The organism is Pseudoxanthomonas sacheonensis, assembly GCF_010093305.1.
GTDB lineage: Bacteria > Pseudomonadota > Gammaproteobacteria > Xanthomonadales > Xanthomonadaceae > Pseudoxanthomonas_A > Pseudoxanthomonas_A sacheonensis.
In genome coordinates, this window is the sequence record NZ_PDWS01000002.1 from 156,938 (window position 1) to 174,387 (window position 17,450).

A 17,450-nucleotide genomic window follows, 5' to 3' on the forward strand; every position below is an offset into this window, starting at 1 on the left:
TTACAGCGTCGCCAGCGGCTTGCGCCAGAATCGCCAGCGCTGGTCGCGGCGCAGTTGGAAAATCGCGCCGTCCTCGAAGTCGAGGGTCAGCGATTGCAGTTCGCGCTTGCGCACCGCTTCCAGCAGCGGCTGCACGGCTTCGTGGGCCACCAGAGCCAGGTCGCGCAGATGGCGCAGGTCGACCAGCGCGTCGACTTCCTCGCCCTCGCTGGCCGCACCCGGTATTCCCGCGGCGCCTGCCAATGCGCGCAACAGGGTCTCGTTGCCTTTGACCTGCTTGTAATGCGTGCGCACGAAATCCGGCAGCGCGCCCGCGCCCCAGAACCAGAGGGAATTGACCGCCGGTTTGCCTAGCGAAGCGCGCATGGCGTTCCAGGGATGGTTGTGCAGGATCACCTGGGTTTCGGTGAGCAACGCACGCCAGCGACGCCCCAGGTCGCCTTCTGGCAGGTGCGCGAACAGGTCTTCGCCCAGCACTTCGTCCGGCGCGGCGAACGCCGGCAACTTCGACTCGCGCGGAAGGCGCAGGTACCAGCGCGAAGGATGCGGCGCATCCAGGGCGAACCCGGCGTCGCCGAACAACGGCCGCAAGGCGGGCAGCAATTGGGCGCTGTCCTCGGCCGTGAGCGCCAGCGCCTCGCCATGCGAAAGCATCCGCGCCCCGCCCATGTCCGGCGCCACATGCGCGGGATCCACGCGCAGCCACGACGACTGCGCGGCATCGCCGGCATCCAGTTGCCGGGTAAGCGCGGCGACGGGCCAATGGTCCGGGATCAACTGGAAATGGCGGCGCAGTTGTTCGCATTCGCCCGCCCCGCTGTTCAGGCGATCGGCCTGCGCCAGCGCCTTGGCGAACGTAACCGGCAACGGCTGGCCCGCGAATCGCGAACGCGCGGGCAGCAGCAGCGTCGCCGATGCCATCGGTGGTTCGCTCAACCCGCGTACGCGACGCTGACGATTTCGTACTCGCGCTGGCCGGCGGGCGCGTCGATGACCACCGAATCGCCTTCGTTCTTGCCGATCAGGGCACGGGCCAGCGGCGAGGAAATGGCGATCATGGCCAGCTTGATGTCCGCTTCCAGGTCGCCGACGATCTGGTACTTCTTCTCTTCGTCGGTTTCCACGTCGGCCAAGGTCACGGTGGCGCCGAAGACCACGCGCGAGCCGGCGTTGAGCTGGGCCACGTCGATGACTTCTGCGTGCGAAAGCTCGCCTTCCAATTGCTTGATGCGGCCTTCGATGAAGCTCTGCTGCTCGCGCGCCGCGTGGTACTCGGCGTTCTCCTTCAGGTCCCCGTGCGCGCGCGCTTCGGCGATCGCGTTGATGACCTCGGGGCGCTTCACCGATTTCAATTGGTCCAGTTCGTCGCGCAGTCGTTGCGCGCCTTTCAGGGTCATTGGCGCTCTCATTGCCCTTGCAGCTCCTTGTGCAGTTCCTGCAGCGCCCAGACGGGGCCGGTGCCGCGGAACTCCAGCGAATGCACCAGCGCGCGGGCGCCGGCGATGGTGGTGGAATAGGTCACGCGATGCTGGAGGGCTTCGCGCCGGATCGAGAACGAGTCGGAAATCGCCTGGCGTCCTTCGGTCGTGTTGACGATATACACGATTTCGCCGTTCTTGATCAGATCGACGATGTGCGGGCGGCCTTCGACCACCTTGTTGATCTGTTCGCAGGCATGTCCGTTCTGTTGCAGCCAGGCGCAGGTGCCGCGGGTGGCCACCAGCGTGTAGCCGCGCTCGATCAGATCCTTGGCCACCGGCAGCACGCGGGATTTATCCGGATCGCGCACCGACAGGAACACCTTGCCCACCGGCGGCGCCTTGATGCCGCCGGCTTCCTGCGCGCGCGCGAACGCGGCGCCGAAGTTGCGGCCCACGCCCATCACCTCGCCGGTGGAGCGCATCTCCGGGCCGAGGATGGGATCGACGCCCTGGAACTTGGCGAACGGGAAGATGGCTTCCTTGACCGAATAGTAGTGCGGCACGATTTCCTTCACTGCGCCCTGCTCGGCCAGCGATTTACCGGCCATGCAGCGCGCGGCGATCTTGGCCAGCGGCATGCCGGTGGCCTTGGACACGAACGGCACGGTGCGCGAGGCACGCGGATTCACTTCCAACAGGAAGATGGTGTCGTCGCCGTTGTCGCCAGTCTGGATGGCGAACTGCGTGTTCATCAGGCCGACCACGTTGAGGGCCTTGGCCAGCTCAACTACCTGGCGGCGCAATTCGGCCTGCGTTTTTGCGGACAGCGAATAAGGCGGCAGCGAGCAGGACGAGTCGCCGGAATGCACGCCGGCTTCCTCGATGTGCTCCATCACCCCGCCCACCAGCACCGCACCGGTACTGTCGGCGATGATGTCCACGTCCACTTCCACCGCATTGTCCAGGAAGCGGTCCAGCAGCACCGGCGAATCGTTGGAGACCTTGACCGCGTCGCGCACGTAGCGGGCCAGGTCGGATTCGCCGTAGACGATTTCCATGGCGCGGCCGCCGAGCACGTAGGACGGGCGCACCACCAGCGGGTAGCCGATCTCGCGTGCCAGCACCAGCGCTTCCTGGTCGTTGCGGGCGATGCGGTTGGGCGGCTGCTTCAGGCCCAGTTTCTCGACCAGTTGCTGGAAACGTTCGCGGTCCTCGGCCAGATCGATGGAATCGGGCGAGGTGCCGATCACCGGCACGCCATTGGCTTCCAGCGCCTGCGCCAGCTTCAGCGGGGTCTGGCCGCCGTACTGCACGATCACGCCCTTGGGCTGCTCCAGCTCCACGATCTCCAGCACGTCCTCGAGCGTCAGCGGTTCGAAGTACAGACGGTCGGAGGTGTCGTAGTCGGTGGAGACGGTTTCCGGGTTGCAGTTGACCATGATGGTTTCGTAACCATCCTCGCGCAGCGCAAGCGCCGCGTGCACGCAGCAGTAGTCGAACTCGATGCCCTGGCCGATGCGGTTGGGGCCGCCGCCCAGGATCATGATCTTGTCGCGGCCGGTCGGCTCGGCTTCGCACTCGTCCTCGTAGGTCGAGTACAGGTAGGCCGTGCTGGTGGAGAACTCCGCCGCGCAGGAATCCACGCGTTTGTAGACCGGCTTGACCTTGAGCGTGCGGCGCAGGTTGCGCACGGCGGTTTCATTGGTCTGGGACAACTGCGCCAGGCGCGTATCCGAGAACCCCATGCGCTTGAGCTTGCGCAGGCGCGCCGCATCCAGCGACCCCAGGCCCGCAGCGGTCAGCTGTTTTTCTTCGGCGATGATTTCCTCGATCTGATCCAGGAACCAGGGATCGATGAACGACAGCGCGTGCACGTCTTCCACGTTCATCCCGGCGCGGAAGGCGTCGGCGACATAGAACAGCCGTTCCGGACCGGGTTCCTTCATCTCGCGGCGCAACGTGGCCAGGTCGTCGGCGTTGGACAGGTCCAGGCCGGTCGGGTCCAGGCCCACCTTGCCGGTTTCCAGCCCGCGCAAGGCCTTCTGCAGCGATTCCTGGAAAGTGCGGCCCATCGCCATCACCTCGCCCACCGATTTCATCTGCGTGGTCAGGCGCGCATCGGCGGCGGGGAATTTCTCGAAGGCGAAACGCGGGATCTTGGTGACCACGTAGTCGATGGCCGGCTCGAACGAGGCCGGAGTGAGCCCGCCGGTGATTTCGTTGCGCAGTTCGTCCAGCGTGTAGCCCACGGCGAGCTTGGCGGCGACCTTGGCGATGGGGAAGCCGGTGGCCTTGGAAGCCAGCGCCGACGAACGCGACACGCGCGGATTCATTTCGATCACCACCACGCGGCCGGTCTGCGCGTTGATGCCGAACTGCACGTTGGAACCGCCGGTGTCCACGCCGATCTTGCGCAGCACCGCGATGGAAGCATCGCGCAGGCGCTGGTATTCCTTGTCGGTCAGGGTCTGCGCAGGAGCGACAGTAATCGAGTCGCCGGTGTGCACGCCCATCGGGTCCAGGTTCTCGATGGAGCAGACGATGATGCAGTTGTCCGCGGTGTCGCGGACCACTTCCATCTCGAATTCCTTCCAGCCCAGCACCGATTCTTCCACCAGCACTTCGCTGGTCGGCGAGAGCTCCAGGCCGCGGTTGACGATCTCGATCAGTTCTTCGCGGTTGTAGGCGATGCCACCGCCGCTGCCGCCCAGGGTGAAGCTGGGGCGGATGATGGTGGGATAGCCCACGCGGGTCTGGATATCCAGCGCCTGCTCAAGCGAACGCGCGACTTCGGCCTTCGGGCATTCCAGGCCGATCTCCTTCATCGCCACGCGGAACAGCTCGCGGTCCTCGGCCATCATGATCGCTTCGCGCTTGGCGCCGATCAGCTCGACGTCGTACTTCTCCAGCACGCCGTTATCGGCCAGGTCCAGCGCGCAGTTGAGCGCGGTCTGTCCGCCCATGGTGGGCAGCAGGGCATCGGGCCTCTCCTTGGCGATGATCTTCTCGACCATCTGCCAGGTGATGGGCTCGATGTAGACCGCATCGGCCATTTCCGGATCGGTCATGATGGTGGCCGGATTGCTGTTGACCAGCACCACCCGGTAGCCCTCGTCCCTAAGCGCCTTGCAGGCCTGCGCGCCCGAATAATCGAATTCGCAGGCCTGCCCGATGACGATGGGGCCTGCGCCGATGATCAGGATGGTTTTTAGGTCGCTGCGTTTGGGCATGGGGTTCGCTTTCCGGATTACTTGGCGACTTGCGTGGACGCGCTTGCCGGGCCGATGTATTTGTCGAAGAAGACAAGCATCTTGGTATAGAGATTGACGTTGTTCTCCAAGTCCCTGAAGCCGTGCTGTTCCTTCTTCTCCACCACTACGTCGTCCGGCTTCTTGCCGGCCTTCTCCAACTGGTCGATAAGGAAGTACATGTTCCGGATTGGCACCCGAATGTCCTTCGCGCCGTGGACCAGCATGATGCCAGCCTTTATGCGGTCAGCATGGTAGCCGGGGGACTGAGCGACACGCTCGGCCTTAGAGACCGGATACACATCCTTCAGGTAATTTCGGCCGCTGACGTGGTCCGCGAAATCAGCGTCCCGCTGGATGTCGAGGTCATAGACACCCACGTAGCCCACGGTGCATTTATACAGATCCGGTTCCCGCACCACACTCATCAACGCGGCGTAGCCGCCATAAGACGCCCCGTAGATGCAGACTCGGCCAGGGTCGGCGACGCCTTCACGGATCGCCCATTGCACCGAATCGGTAAGGTCATCCTGCATTGCCGTGCCCCATTTGCGATAGCCGGCACGCTCGAACGCTCCGCCATATCCACCGGACCCGCGATAGTTGATTTGCAACACTGCGTAGCCGCGGTTAGCTAGCAGCTGCACTTCAGGATTGAAACCCCAGCTATCGCGTACGCCGTGAGGTCCTCCATGCGGATTGATGATCAATGGCAGATTCTTGCCAGTGGATCCCGCGGGCACTGTCAGATAACCGTGAAGGGTAAGGCCGTCTCTTGCCTTGACGGATACCGGCTTCATTGAGGACATTTCTTCCGGCTTTATCCAATCCATCGCCGAGAGCAGGTACGCCGCTTTTTTGGTCTGACTGTCGTACAGGTAGACCTCTCCCGGATCGCGATCACTGTACGCATAGACGAGGAAGTAACGCCCGTCGTCAGAGGTACCGCTATAAGAAATGGCTTTTCCCGGGAATGCATTGACGAGCCCGGCGAGAATCTTCGCTTCCGGATGATCTTTGTTCACGAACTCGATGTATGGGAGCCCGTCCTCGAACTCCAACGCCAACAGGGTCTTGTCGTCGCTACTCCAAATGGCGCCGGACGCACTGACATTAGGGTTGGCTGCAACCGCCGTCTCTTCCTGCGTTTCCGGATCAAGGAGGACAATTGAACTCGGCTTGCCGTCCTTGCTCTTGGCGAAATAGACATGCTTGTTATCGGCCGCGAATCCGATAGGGCGGAAAGTTTCACCTGAGCGCTCTGATTCGTGGATCTTAGTCCACTTTTCGCCGTCTTTCCGCAACGTCACCTGTCGTCCGTCGTTCATCGAGCCGACTGCGTAACGTACCTTCAGGTCATGGTCGACGAGGAAGCCGCCACCATCGACGGGCGCTGTCGCCACGGTTGTGATGCGGCCGTTATAAACGTTGAGCTTGAATAGGAAGGCGCTATCGACTGATCTTTGGACCAATACGGTCTCACGGTCGGCTGGCGTGGTGTCGACGATGCTGTAGAACGCGCCATTCTCAATGTCCAGCCTGCCGGTGCCATCGATGTTGGAGGCGTAGAGGTCGCCCTTGGCGATCTTGAAATCGAAGCTTCCGAGCTTGAAGCCGACCCAGAAGAGAAGTCGGTCGTTGTTGACCCACAACACTTCTTCGAAATGGCGATTCTCGCCATAGTCCCATTTGCCGATGACCTTGCGGTCGGAGACCTGCAACACGGCGAGGATCGACCGGTCGCCTTGCGGGATGATAACCGACATATGCTTGCCGTCCGGAGAGAGTCGCACGCTCCTGAACTCCGGATCCTTGAAGAAGTCACGGATAGGCACTTCCCGCGCCATCAACACAGATGGAACTAGTAGTAGCAGCAACAGCAATCGACTAAATACCTTCATGTCAAATCTCCTTTTTGAGTTCCGTTCACGGCTTGCAGGCCGTCCCCTTGCCAAACTGTCCACGTAAATGTCTCTTTCAGTATCCGTTCAAGCCTTGGCCTGCATCGACTGTACGAACCTGTCGAATAAAGGGGCCACGTCATGCGGCCCCGGCGAAGCTTCCGGATGCCCCTGAAACGAGAACGCCGGCGCATCGGTCAACTCGATGCCCTGGTTGGTGCCGTCGAACAGCGAACGATGGGTCACGCGCACGTTGCCCGGTAGTGTGGCTTCGTCGACCGCAAAGCCATGGTTCTGCGAAGTGATCATCACCCGGCCGCTGTCGAGGTCCTGCACCGGATGGTTGGCGCCGTGGTGGCCGTGGCCCATCTTCAAGGTCTTGGCGCCGGCTGCGAGCGCAAGCAACTGGTGGCCCAGGCAGATGCCGAAGGTCGGGATCTTCCTGGCGACGAACTCGCGGATCGCGGCAATCGCGTAATCGCAGGGTTCCGGATCGCCGGGACCATTGGACAGGAATACGCCGTCCGGCTTGAGCGCCAGCGCATCCGCAGCGGAGGTCTGCGCAGGTACCACGGTCACTTCGCAGCCGCGCTCGGCCAGCATGCGCAGGATGTTCAACTTGACGCCGAAATCGTAGGCGACGACCTTGAATTTGACCTGTGCATTGACGGGCATCCCCGTATCCAGATTCAGTTGCCCGTCTTTCCAGGGGTAGCTCTGGGTGGTGGAGACCACCTTGGCCAGATCCATGCCCTTCAGGCCGGGGAACTTGCGTGCGGCTTCAAGGGCCTTTTCGACATCGATCTCGCCAGCCATCAGAGCGCCGTTCTGCGAACCGCGGTCGCGCAGGATGCGTGTCAACTTGCGGGTGTCGATACCGGCGATAGCCACCACGTTGCGCTGCGCCAGCCATTCGGGCAGCGCCTGCTGGTTGCGCCAGTTGCTGGGACGGCGCGGCACATCGCGCACGATCAGGCCGGCGGACCAGGCCTGGCGCGCTTCGTCGTCCTGGTCGGTGCAGCCGGTGTTGCCGATGTGGGGATAGGTCAGAGTGACCAGTTGGCGGGCGTAAGAAGGATCGGTGAGGACTTCCTGATAGCCGGTCATGGCGGTGTTGAACACCACCTCGCCTGCGGAAAGGCCGCTCGCGCCTACGGATTCGCCCTCGAATACGGTGCCGTCTTCGAGTACGAGGATTGCGGGTTGGGTCACTGGGCTCGCCTTGGGGGTGAAGGAACCCTGTCCCTCCAACTTGCGGCTGCAAGAAACCGCGAACTCGGTATTTCTCCGGTCCGTGGCGGTGGGTATCAGGCGAGCGAGAATTGTACGGGCGCGGGGTCGCGGGCGCCAGTCGTTTTTTCGGCAACCGGACAAAACCGGCACCGACCTGGCGCTCAGTTCAGCAAATCCCGGACCCGGTAGGCCGCGGCGGGCTTGCCGGCGATGCGCGAAGCCGCATGCAAGGCGCCGCGGGCGAAAATATCGCGGTTGCCGGCCCGGTGCACCAGCTCCAGGCGTTCGCCCAGGCCGGTGAACTGGACCGTGTGCTCGCCGACGATATCGCCCGCACGCAGACTGGCGTAGTTGACCTTGGCGCCATTGGCGGCCGCGGCTTCGCCCAGAGTCAGTGCAGTGCCGGAGGGCGCATCCTTCTTCTGGCTGTGGTGGGCTTCGACCACATCGCAATCCCAGCCCGGCAAGGCCGCCGCGGCGCGCTCCACCAGTTCGGTCAGTACCGCCACACCCAGGCTGAAATTGGAAGCCCACACCAGCGGGATGCTTTTCGCCGCCTCGTCCAACGCGGCGCGCTGCGCATCGCTCAAGCCGGTGGTTCCCGACACCAGCGCGGCGCCACGGACCACGCATAGATCGAGCACCGGGTCGAAGCCTTCCGGCAGGCTGAAATCGATGGCGACATCGAAGGCGGGAACGCCGGACAGTTCTTTCGCCGCGAAGAAAGGCACTCCATCGATTACCCGTTGCGCAGGCGATTTGCGGGTGACGGCGGCAACCACCTGGCAACCGCCCTGCTCCGCGCACAAGCGCAGCAGCGCCTCGCCCATGCGCCCGGAAGCGCCGTGGATCAGCAGTCGCACCGTTTGCTCGCTCATGCGTAGCTGTCCGTGCTCCGGCTCAAGCGGCCGCGGGCCGCGCAAGCGCGGCGATTTCCGCTTTCAGCAGCGCGCCGAGTTTCTGCATGCCGATCTCGATCTTCTCCGCGGGCACGGTGACGAAGGACAGGCGCAGCGTGTTCGCCTGCGGGTCGACCGCATAGAACGGCGCGCCGGGTACGAACGCCACGTTCTGCTCGATGGCCTTGGCCAGCAACGCGCCGCTGTCCACGCCCTCGGGCAGATTGACCCAGATGAACATGCCACCGGCCGGCTGGTTCCAGCTCGCTTCGCTGGGGAAATAGCGGTCAAGCGCGGCCAGCATCAGCTCGCACTGCTTCGCATACAGAGTGCGGATGGTGGGGATGTGGGCGTCCAGGAAGCCGTCCTGCACGGCTTCATAGACGATGCGCTGCGAGAACGACGGCGTATGCAGGTCGGCCGCCTGCTTGGCCTGCACCAGCTTGCCGTGCAGTTCTTCCGGCGCGACCACGAAGCCCAGGCGCAGGCCCGGCGCCAGCACCTTGGAGAACGAGCCCATGTAGATCACGTTCTCCGGAGCCATCGACAGCAGGCTGGGGAGCGCGTCGCCGCTGTAGCAAAGCTCGCCGTAGGGGTCGTCTTCGACCACCGGCACGCCGGCTGCGATGGCTTTTTCCAGCAATGCCTTGCGGCGATCGAGCGGCAGGCGGCGCCCGGTGGGATTCTGGAAATTGGGCAGGCAGTACATGAACCGCGCACCCGCCAGCTGTTCGGCCGTCAACGCATCGACGACGATACCTTGTTCGTCGGTCTGCATGGCCGAGAACGCAGGCTGGAACAGCGAAAACGCCTGCAAGGCACCCAGGTAGCTGGGGGTTTCCACCAGCACCTTGCTGCCTTCGTCGATCAGCACCTTGCCCAGCAGGTCCAGGCCCTGCTGGGAGCCAGTGGTGATCAGCACCTGGCTGGGGCGGATGGTCGCGCCATTCTGGCTGAGACGCGCGGCGACCCACTCGCGCAATGGCGTATAGCCCTCGGTGGGACCGTACTGCAGCGCGGCCTGCGGGGCTTCGTCCAGCACCTTGGTGCAGGCCCAGCGCATGCGCTCGATGGGGAAGGTGTCCGGCGACGGCAGGCCGCCGGCGAAGGAAATGACCTCCGGGCGCTCGGTGACCTTGAGGATTTCACGGATCGCCGAGCTGGTGAGGCCCTGGGCGCGCTTGGAGATGCGGATGGAGGTAGTCATGGGGCCAAGTTTACCGGGTTAACCGCGCCTGGGCTTGGCTCGCGCCAACTACGACGTCATCCGGTCCCAGAACGACTTGACCCCATCCAGGAACGTCGCCGACTTGGGCGAATGCCTGCGCGCGTCCTCGCCGGTGAAGGTCGCTTCGAACTTCTCCATCAGCTCGCGCTGTTCGGCGGTCAGGTTGACCGGCGTTTCCACCGCCACCCGGCAAAACAGATCGCCGGTGCTGCGGCTGCGCACGGATTTCACGCCCTTGCCGCGCAGGCGGAACAGCTTGCCGGTCTGGGTTTCGGCGGGAATGCGGATTTCCGCCTCGCCGTCCAGCGTGGGCACGCGCACGGTGTCGCCGAGCGCGGCCTGGGAGATGCGGATGGGCACTTCGCAGTGCAGGTCGTCGCCGTCGCGCTGGAAGATCTCGTGCTCGCGCACGCGCACCTCCACATACAGATCGCCCGGAGGAGTGCCGACGGGCCCGGCTTCGCCCTCGCCCGCCAGGCGGATACGGTCGCCGTTGTCGACGCCGGCGGGAATCTTCACCGACAGGACTTTCTCTTCTTCCACCCGGCCGGCGCCGTGGCAGGTCTTGCAGGGATTGCGGATGACCTGGCCACGTCCGCCGCAGTGCGGGCAGGCCTGCTGCATGGCGAAGATGCCGCGCTGCATGCGCACCTGGCCGCGACCGCCGCAGGTGCTGCAGGTTTCGGTCTTGCCGTCTTCCGAACCGGAGCCATGGCAAGGCTCGCAGGCAGCGAGCGTGGGAATCTCGATGCGCTTCTCGATCCCGGCGACGGCTTCTTCCAGATCCAGCTCCATCACGTAACCGACGTCGGCGCCACGGCGCGCGGCGCGTGCCCCGCCGCCTCCACCGAAGATATTGCCGAAAATGTCGCCAAAAATGTCGCCCATGTCGGCCGGGTTGGGTCCCGCGCCGCCACCGCCCATGCCGTGTTCGAACGCGGCGTGCCCGTGCTGGTCGTACATGCGGCGCTTGCCGCCGTCGGACAGCACTTCGTAGGCTTCCTTGCATTCCTTGAACGCGGCTTCGGCGGCGGAATCGCCGGGATTGCGGTCGGGGTGGTGCTTCATCGCGCAGCGACGATAAGCCTTCTTCAGCTCATCTTCGCTGGCGTTGCGGGCCACGCCCAGGACTTCGTAGTAGTCGCGCTTGCTCATGTAGCCGGAAATTGGAAATAGGGAGTGGGGAATGGTCTAAAGCAAGTTCCGTACAACGGACACAAGAACGGGGAACCGGGTGTCAGGGCATGCGCGGCGGAGCCTCGCACTTCCAATTCCCGATTCCCCATCCTTTATTCCCGCTTTTACTTCTTTTCGTCTTCTTTGACTTCGGTGAACTCGGCATCCACCACGTCGTCGCCCGCGCCCGACTGCGGGCCCGCACCGGCGTCGCCGGGTTGCGAAGCGGCGGCAGCGGCCGCGTACAGCGACTGGCCGGCTTCTTCCAGGCTCTTGGTCTTGGCTTCGATCTGGGCCTTGTCGTCGCCCTTCATCGCCGTCTCCAGATCCGCAAGCGCGGCTTCGACATTGCCGATGACGCTGCCGTCGACCTTGCTGCCGTGCTCGGTGATGGCGTTGCGGGTGGCATGGATCAGGCTGTCGGCCTGGTTGCGCGCCTGCACCAGCTCGTGGAACTTCTGGTCTTCTTCGCGGTGCGCTTCTGCGTCGGCCACCATCTGCGCGATCTCGGCCTCGGACAGGCCCGAACCGGACTTGATCTCGACCTTCTGTTCCTTGTTGGTCTTCTTGTCCTTGGCGCTGACGTGGATGATGCCGTTGGCGTCGATGTCGAAGGACACCTCCACCTGCGGCAGGCCGCGCGGGGCCGGCTCGATGCCGGACAGGTCGAACTTGGCCATCGACTTGTTGAAGCGGGCCTGTTCGCGCTCGCCCTGCAGCACGTGCACGGTCACCGCGGACTGGTTGTCCTCGGCGGTGCTGAAGGTTTGCGATGCCTTGGTCGGAATGGTGGTGTTCTTCTCGATGATCTTGGTGAACACGCCGCCCAGGGTCTCGATGCCCAGGCTCAGCGGGGTCACGTCCAGCAACAGCACGTCCTTGACGTCGCCGCCCAGCACGCCGCCCTGGATCGCGGCGCCCAGCGCCACGGCTTCGTCGGGGTTGACGTCCTTGCGCGGCTCCTTGCCGAAGAACTCGGTCACCGCCGCCTGCACCTTGGGCATGCGGGTCTGGCCGCCGACCAGGATCACTTCGCCGATGTCGCTGGTGCGCAGGCCGGCATCGTTCATGGCGATGCGGCACGGCTCGATGGTCTTCTTGATCAGGTCTTCAACCAATGCTTCCAGCTTGGCGCGGGTCAGCTTGATGTTGAGGTGCTTCGGGCCCGAGGCGTCTGCGGTGACGTACGGCAGGTTCACTTCGGTCTGCTGCGAGGACGACAGTTCGATCTTGGCGCGCTCGGCCGCGTCCTTCAGGCGCTGCAGGGCCAGCGGATCCTTGCGCAGGTCGATGCCCTGGTCCTTCTGGAATTCCTCGACCAGATAATCGATGACGCGCTTGTCGAAGTCTTCGCCGCCCAGGAAGGTGTCGCCGTTGGTGGCCAGCACTTCGAACTGCTTCTCTCCGTCGACGTTGGCGATCTCGATCACCGACACGTCGAAGGTGCCGCCGCCCAGGTCGTAGACCACGATCTTGCGGTCGCCGCCATCCTTGTCCAGGCCGTAGGCCAGCGCGGCCGCGGTGGGTTCGTTGATGATGCGCTTGACGTCCAGGCCGGCGATCTTGCCGGCGTCCTTGGTCGCCTGGCGCTGGCTGTCGTTGAAGTAGGCCGGCACGGTGATCACGGCCTCGGTGACGGTTTCGCCCAGGAAGGCTTCGGCCGTCTTCTTCATTTTTTCCAGGATGCGCGCGGAGATTTCCTGCGCCGACAGCTTCTTGCCGTCGGAGGTGGCGACCCAGGCGTCGCCGTTGTCGTGCTGGACGATACCGTAGGAAACCAGACCGATGTCCTTCTGCACTTCGGCGTCGGTGAACTTGCGGCCGATCAGGCGCTTCACCGCGTAGAAGGTGTTCTTGGGATTGGTGACGGCCTGGCGCTTGGCCGATGCGCCCACCAGCACTTCGCCGTCCTTGGTGTAGGCGACGATGGAGGGCGTGGTGCGGTCGCCTTCCGAGTTTTCGATGACGCGGGCTTTGCCGCCGTCCATGATCGCCACGCACGAGTTGGTCGTGCCCAGGTCGATGCCAATGATCTTGCCCATGTTGCTTGCTCCCTAAAAGGTCTGTCTTTGGCCGGCCATACGCCGGGTTATGGATGGAATGTGGGGTTTAAGCCCTCCCCTTCAAGGGGAGGGTTGGGTGGGGATGGTGTTTGCCCGCTTCCGAGATTCATCTCGTCTGCTCGGAAAACCATCCCCATCCCGCCTTCCCCTTGAAGGGGAAGGAGATAGTCAGTCGTGCTTGGCCACCACGACCAGCGCGGGCCGCAGCAGGCGGTCGTTGAGCAGATAGCCCTTCTGGAACACCTGAACCACGCTGTCGGGGGCCGCGCCCGGCGCTTCCACATGGCTGACGGCTTGATGGAATTCCGGATTGAATGCTTCGCCGGTGGGATCGATCATGCTCAAGCCATTGTCCGCGGCGACTTTCAGCAGTTGACGGAAGGTCAGCTCCAGGCCGTCGTGCAACGGGCCTGGCTCCTTGCCCGCTGCGGCCAAACCCGCGTCCAGGCTGTCGAAGACCGGCAGCAGGTCCGACAGCAGGCGTTCGTTGGCGAACTTGCGCAACTGCTCCAGGTCCCGGCTCACGCGCTTGCGCTGGTTCTCCAGGTCGGCGCGTTCGCGGAGCACGTCGGCGCGGGTCTGTTCCAGCTCGGCGCGCAGCTGCTCCACTTCGTTGGCCAACTGGTTTTCAAGGTTGTTTTCCCCGCCTTCGGCGATATCGTCGGGCGCGGAATCGGATTGATTTGGGCTGTGGGTCATGCGGGCTTCCGTGGCGGGCCGTCCCCGGTAACGGACGGCGTAAGACGAACCTATGGGGTCTGCGCTTCAGGATTCAAGGCGGAGCCCAGCGCATCGGCGGCGGCCTGGACCACCGGAATCACTCTTTCGTACGCCATCCGGGTGGGCCCGATCACCCCCAGCACGCCCAGCACCTGCCCGCCCGCGATATACGGCGCGGTCACCACCGAGACTCCATCCAGCGGAGCCAGGCCGGTTTCCTCGCCGATGAAAATGCGCACGCCCGGGGCCTGCAGAGTGCGCTCCAGCAATTGCAGGATCTCGCGCTTGCGCGCGAAGGTCTCGAACAGCTCCCGCAGCCGGTCCAGGTCCGACAGGTCCTGTACGCCGATCAGCCGGGTCTGCCCGGTCAGCACCATGTCCTCGCCCGCCGGAACGAAGGCGTGTTCGGCCAACTCCACGGTATGGGCCAGCAGCCCCTCCATCTCGGACTGGGCGTTGCGCAGGTCGCGCAGCAGCGTCGCGCGTATTTCGGACAATGGCCGGCCCGCGAAATTGGAATTCAGGTAGTTGGCGACCCGCTCCAGTTCGGAAGGGTCGTAGGTGCGGCGCGGCTCGATCACCCGGTTCTGCACGTCGTTGTCGGCGAATACCAGGATCGCCAGCACCCGGCGCCCGTCCAGCGGCACGAAATCGATGTGGCGGAAGGCGAACTGCTCGCGCTTGGGGGCGCTGACCACGCCGACGAAATGGGTCATGGCCGAAAGCAGTTCCGACGCATTGCCCAGCAACGCCTGGGTGCCGACGCCGGCCGGCAGTTCGGAGCGCAGGCGCGCCACTTCGCCCTCGCCCAGCGGCTTCATCTGCACCAGGCTGTCCACGAACATGCGGTAGCCCTGCGCGGTGGGAATGCGCCCGGCCGAAGTATGCGGCGAAGCCAACAGGCCGATTTCCTCCAGGTCGCCCAGGATGTTGCGGATGGTGGCGGCGCTGACGTCCAGCCCCGCGTGCCTGGCCAGCGTCTGCGAGCCGACCGGCTCGCCATCGCGGATATAGCGCGATATCAGCGTGCGCAGCAGATGCCGGGCACGGGGGTCGAGGGAGACGGGCTGGGACGACATGCGGGATAGATAGCCCCAGCCGGTGCCCATTGCAAGCCGCGGCGTCCGAAACCTCCGTCTCAGACGTTGCGCCGCATGCCACTACAATGCGCAGCCATGCTCAGACACCTCGCCCTCAAGGATTTCGCCGTCGTCCGCTCCGCCGAACTGGAGTTCGGCCCGGGCATGACCGTAATTTCAGGCGAAACCGGCGCAGGCAAGTCCTTGCTGGTGGACGCCCTGGGTTTTCTTTCCGGCCTGCGCGCCGACAGCGGCGTGGTGCGCCATGGCGCCGAGCGCGCCGAACTCTCCGCCGAGTTCGGTCTGGACGACGCCTCCCCCGCCCTGGCCTGGCTGCACGAGAACGAACTGGACGACGGCAGGGATTGCCAGCTGCGCCGGGTGATCCGTGCCGATGGCGGCTCGCGCGCGTTCATCAACGGCCGCAGCGTCACCCTGGCCCAGCTGACCGAACTGGCCGGCCTGCTGGTGGAAATCCATGGCCAGCACGAACATCAGGCGCTGCTGTCGCGCCACAGCCAGCTGGAGCTGCTGGACGCCTACGCGCGCAACGAATCCGAACGCGCCGCTGTCCGCAACGCCGCGCAGGCCTGGAGCGCTTTGCTGCACGAACGCGACACCCTCTCCCGGCAAGGCGACGTGTCGGACCGAATCAATTACCTGGAACATCAATTCAAGGAACTGGAGCGAGAAGAATTGGCCGCGGCGGCCATCGAATCGCTGTCGGCCAGCCACCGCCGCCAAGCCCATGCCTCGGGCCTGATCGACGCCTGCAACGCCGCCTTCGCGCGTCTGGCAGGCGAGGAAGCGCCTTCGGTTTCCAGGCAGTTGCAGCAGACCCGCAGCGAACTGGCGCGCATGGCCGAGCACGAGCCGCGTCTTGGCGAAGTCGATGCGCTGCTGGAAAGCGCCAATATCCAACTGGACGAAGCGCTGGTGGTGCTGGACAAGGTGCGCGACGACCTCGACGCCGATCCGGCGCAATTCATGGAGTTGGAACGCAAGCTCACCCGTATCCACGACCTGGCGCGCAAGCACCGGGTCGCGCCGGAGCAGCTAGAGACGCGCCGCGACGCCATCGCTGCGGAACTGGATGGCTTGCGCGGCGCCGGGGAGCGCCTGCTCGGCTTGAATACCGAAATCGCCTCGGCCACCACTGCGTGGCGCGATGCCGCCGCTAAATTGAGCAAGACCCGCCAGAGATCCGCCGACAAACTCGCCAAGGCGACCGCCGCGCTGATCGCCGAGCTCGGCATGGGCGGGGGCCGCTTCGAGATCGCGCTGGAAGCCAACGAAACCGAGCGCGCCGACCCGCTGGGCGGCGAGCGGGTGGAATTCCTGGTGTCTGCCAATGCCGGCCAACCCCCGCGTGCGCTGCGCAAGGTGGCTTCCGGCGGCGAGCTCTCGCGCATCTCGCTGGCCATCGAAGTGGCGGCGCTGGGGCTGGACGCGGTGCCGACCATGGTCTTCGATGAAGTGGATTCGGGCATCGGCGGCGCGGTTTCGGACATCGTCGGGCAGAAACTGCGTGCCCTGGGCGAAAAGCGCCAGGTGTTGTGCGTGACCCACCTGCCGCAAGTCGCGGCGCAGGGCCATGCGCACTACCGCGTCAGCAAGGCGCCGGTGGACGGCATGACCCAAAGCTCTGTGGAATTGCTGCGCGCGAAAGATCGGGAAGAAGAACTCGCCCGCATGCTGGGTGGCGTGGAAGTGAGCAAGGAAGCGCGCGCGGCGGCGAAGCGGCTGTTGAGCGACGTGGCGTGAATCCACCTCTCCCCTTGTGGGAGAGGTCGGCGCGCGAAGCGTGCCGGGAGAGGGGCTGGTGGAGAGGTGAATACTTCCGACCGCAGCCATCAAGCCGTGTTCGCTAGATCATCTGTAGTCCTGACTGTTAAGGCGTACCACTCCGCTCGCCCTCTTCCGCCCCCGTATCAAGTACAGGGCAAGCTCTACGGGCACCCCGTATCGAGTACGGGGCAGGCTCTTCTCCCGCAAGGGGAGAAGGGAAAAGCACAACCTCAGCGTTTCTTGCGCACGTAAAGCACCAGCGAATGCTCTTCGATCTCGTAGCCGTGCTGGGCCGCGATCTTGGCCTGCAGCGCCTCGATCTCCTCGCTGGAGAATTCGATGACCTTGCCGGTGTCTATGTCGACCATGTGGTCGTGGTGCTGGCCGCGGTCCAGTTCATAGACCGCTTGCCCGCCTTCGAAGTTGTGCTTGAGCACCAGGCCCGCAGCCTCGAACTGGGTCAACACCCGGTAGACCGTGGCCAAGCCGATTTCGTCGCCATGGTCCAGCAAATGGCGATAGATGTCCTCGGCGGTCATGTGGCGGGGCTTGCTCTGTTCCAGCAGCTCCAGGATGCGCATCCGGGGATGCGTCACCTTCAGTCCGACTTTGCGTAGATCCTGCGATTCCATGGCCTCTCCGTTCATTGGCGGTTTAGCGCCAGCTGCCTCGAACCGGGTTGCGGCGGTCGTCG

13 protein-coding genes are annotated in these 17,450 nt (G+C 64.3%); 1 reads left to right on the forward strand and 12 read right to left on the reverse strand.

Annotated features, from left to right (window positions below):
• The 11 genes from CSC73_RS02670 to hrcA form a co-directional block, all read right to left on the reverse strand.
• On the reverse strand, nucleotides 1–921 hold the full coding sequence (locus CSC73_RS02670; RefSeq protein ID WP_163838877.1) for a phosphoglycerate mutase: 921 nt from the start codon (nucleotides 919–921) through the stop codon (nucleotides 1–3).
• 11 nt (nucleotides 922–932) lie between these two features.
• On the reverse strand, nucleotides 933–1,397 hold the full coding sequence (gene greA / locus CSC73_RS02675; RefSeq protein WP_211840792.1) for a transcription elongation factor GreA: 465 nt from the start codon (nucleotides 1,395–1,397) through the stop codon (nucleotides 933–935).
• Between the two features lie 8 nt (nucleotides 1,398–1,405).
• On the reverse strand, nucleotides 1,406–4,651 hold the full coding sequence (gene carB, locus CSC73_RS02680) for a carbamoyl-phosphate synthase large subunit (RefSeq protein ID WP_163838879.1): 3,246 nt from the start codon (nucleotides 4,649–4,651) through the stop codon (nucleotides 1,406–1,408).
• A 17-nt stretch (nucleotides 4,652–4,668) separates the two neighbouring features.
• The gene (locus CSC73_RS02685) at nucleotides 4,669–6,570 is read right to left on the reverse strand and encodes a S9 family peptidase (RefSeq protein WP_163838880.1); all 1,902 of its coding nucleotides are present in this window, start codon (nucleotides 6,568–6,570) and stop codon (nucleotides 4,669–4,671) included.
• Between the two features lie 87 nt (nucleotides 6,571–6,657).
• Complete coding sequence (gene carA / locus CSC73_RS02690) at nucleotides 6,658–7,782, reverse strand: glutamine-hydrolyzing carbamoyl-phosphate synthase small subunit (protein WP_163838881.1); 1,125 nt, start codon at nucleotides 7,780–7,782, stop codon at nucleotides 6,658–6,660.
• Between the two features lie 182 nt (nucleotides 7,783–7,964).
• Complete coding sequence (gene dapB / locus CSC73_RS02695) at nucleotides 7,965–8,681, reverse strand: 4-hydroxy-tetrahydrodipicolinate reductase (RefSeq protein WP_163838882.1); 717 nt, start codon at nucleotides 8,679–8,681, stop codon at nucleotides 7,965–7,967.
• 22 nt (nucleotides 8,682–8,703) lie between these two features.
• A complete protein-coding gene (locus tag CSC73_RS02700) occupies nucleotides 8,704–9,909 on the reverse strand; it encodes an aminotransferase-like domain-containing protein (RefSeq protein ID WP_163838883.1) in 1,206 nt (401 codons plus the stop codon).
• 48 nt (nucleotides 9,910–9,957) lie between these two features.
• Nucleotides 9,958–11,085, reverse strand: coding sequence for a molecular chaperone DnaJ (gene dnaJ / locus CSC73_RS02705; RefSeq protein ID WP_163838884.1), 1,128 nt, complete (start codon nucleotides 11,083–11,085; stop codon nucleotides 9,958–9,960).
• A gap of 146 nt (nucleotides 11,086–11,231) precedes the next feature.
• Complete coding sequence (gene dnaK / locus CSC73_RS02710) at nucleotides 11,232–13,148, reverse strand: molecular chaperone DnaK (protein WP_163838885.1); 1,917 nt, start codon at nucleotides 13,146–13,148, stop codon at nucleotides 11,232–11,234.
• A 189-nt stretch (nucleotides 13,149–13,337) separates the two neighbouring features.
• Entirely contained in the window at nucleotides 13,338–13,868 is a 531-nt protein-coding gene (gene grpE / locus CSC73_RS02715) for a nucleotide exchange factor GrpE (RefSeq protein WP_163838886.1), read from the reverse strand.
• A gap of 50 nt (nucleotides 13,869–13,918) precedes the next feature.
• Complete coding sequence (hrcA, locus tag CSC73_RS02720) at nucleotides 13,919–14,968, reverse strand: heat-inducible transcriptional repressor HrcA (protein WP_163838887.1); 1,050 nt, start codon at nucleotides 14,966–14,968, stop codon at nucleotides 13,919–13,921.
• A 96-nt stretch (nucleotides 14,969–15,064) separates the two neighbouring features.
• Between hrcA and recN the strand changes: the two genes are divergently transcribed.
• A complete protein-coding gene (recN, locus tag CSC73_RS02725; RefSeq protein WP_163838888.1) occupies nucleotides 15,065–16,732 on the forward strand; it encodes a DNA repair protein RecN in 1,668 nt (555 codons plus the stop codon).
• Nucleotides 16,733–16,986: 254 nt separating this feature from the next.
• Here the strand turns inward: recN and fur are convergent, their stop codons facing one another.
• Nucleotides 16,987–17,388 (reverse strand): ferric iron uptake transcriptional regulator, encoded by a 402-nt coding sequence (gene fur / locus CSC73_RS02730; RefSeq protein WP_163838889.1) that lies wholly within the window; start codon nucleotides 17,386–17,388, stop codon nucleotides 16,987–16,989.
• Between the last annotated feature and the right edge of the window lie 62 nt (nucleotides 17,389–17,450).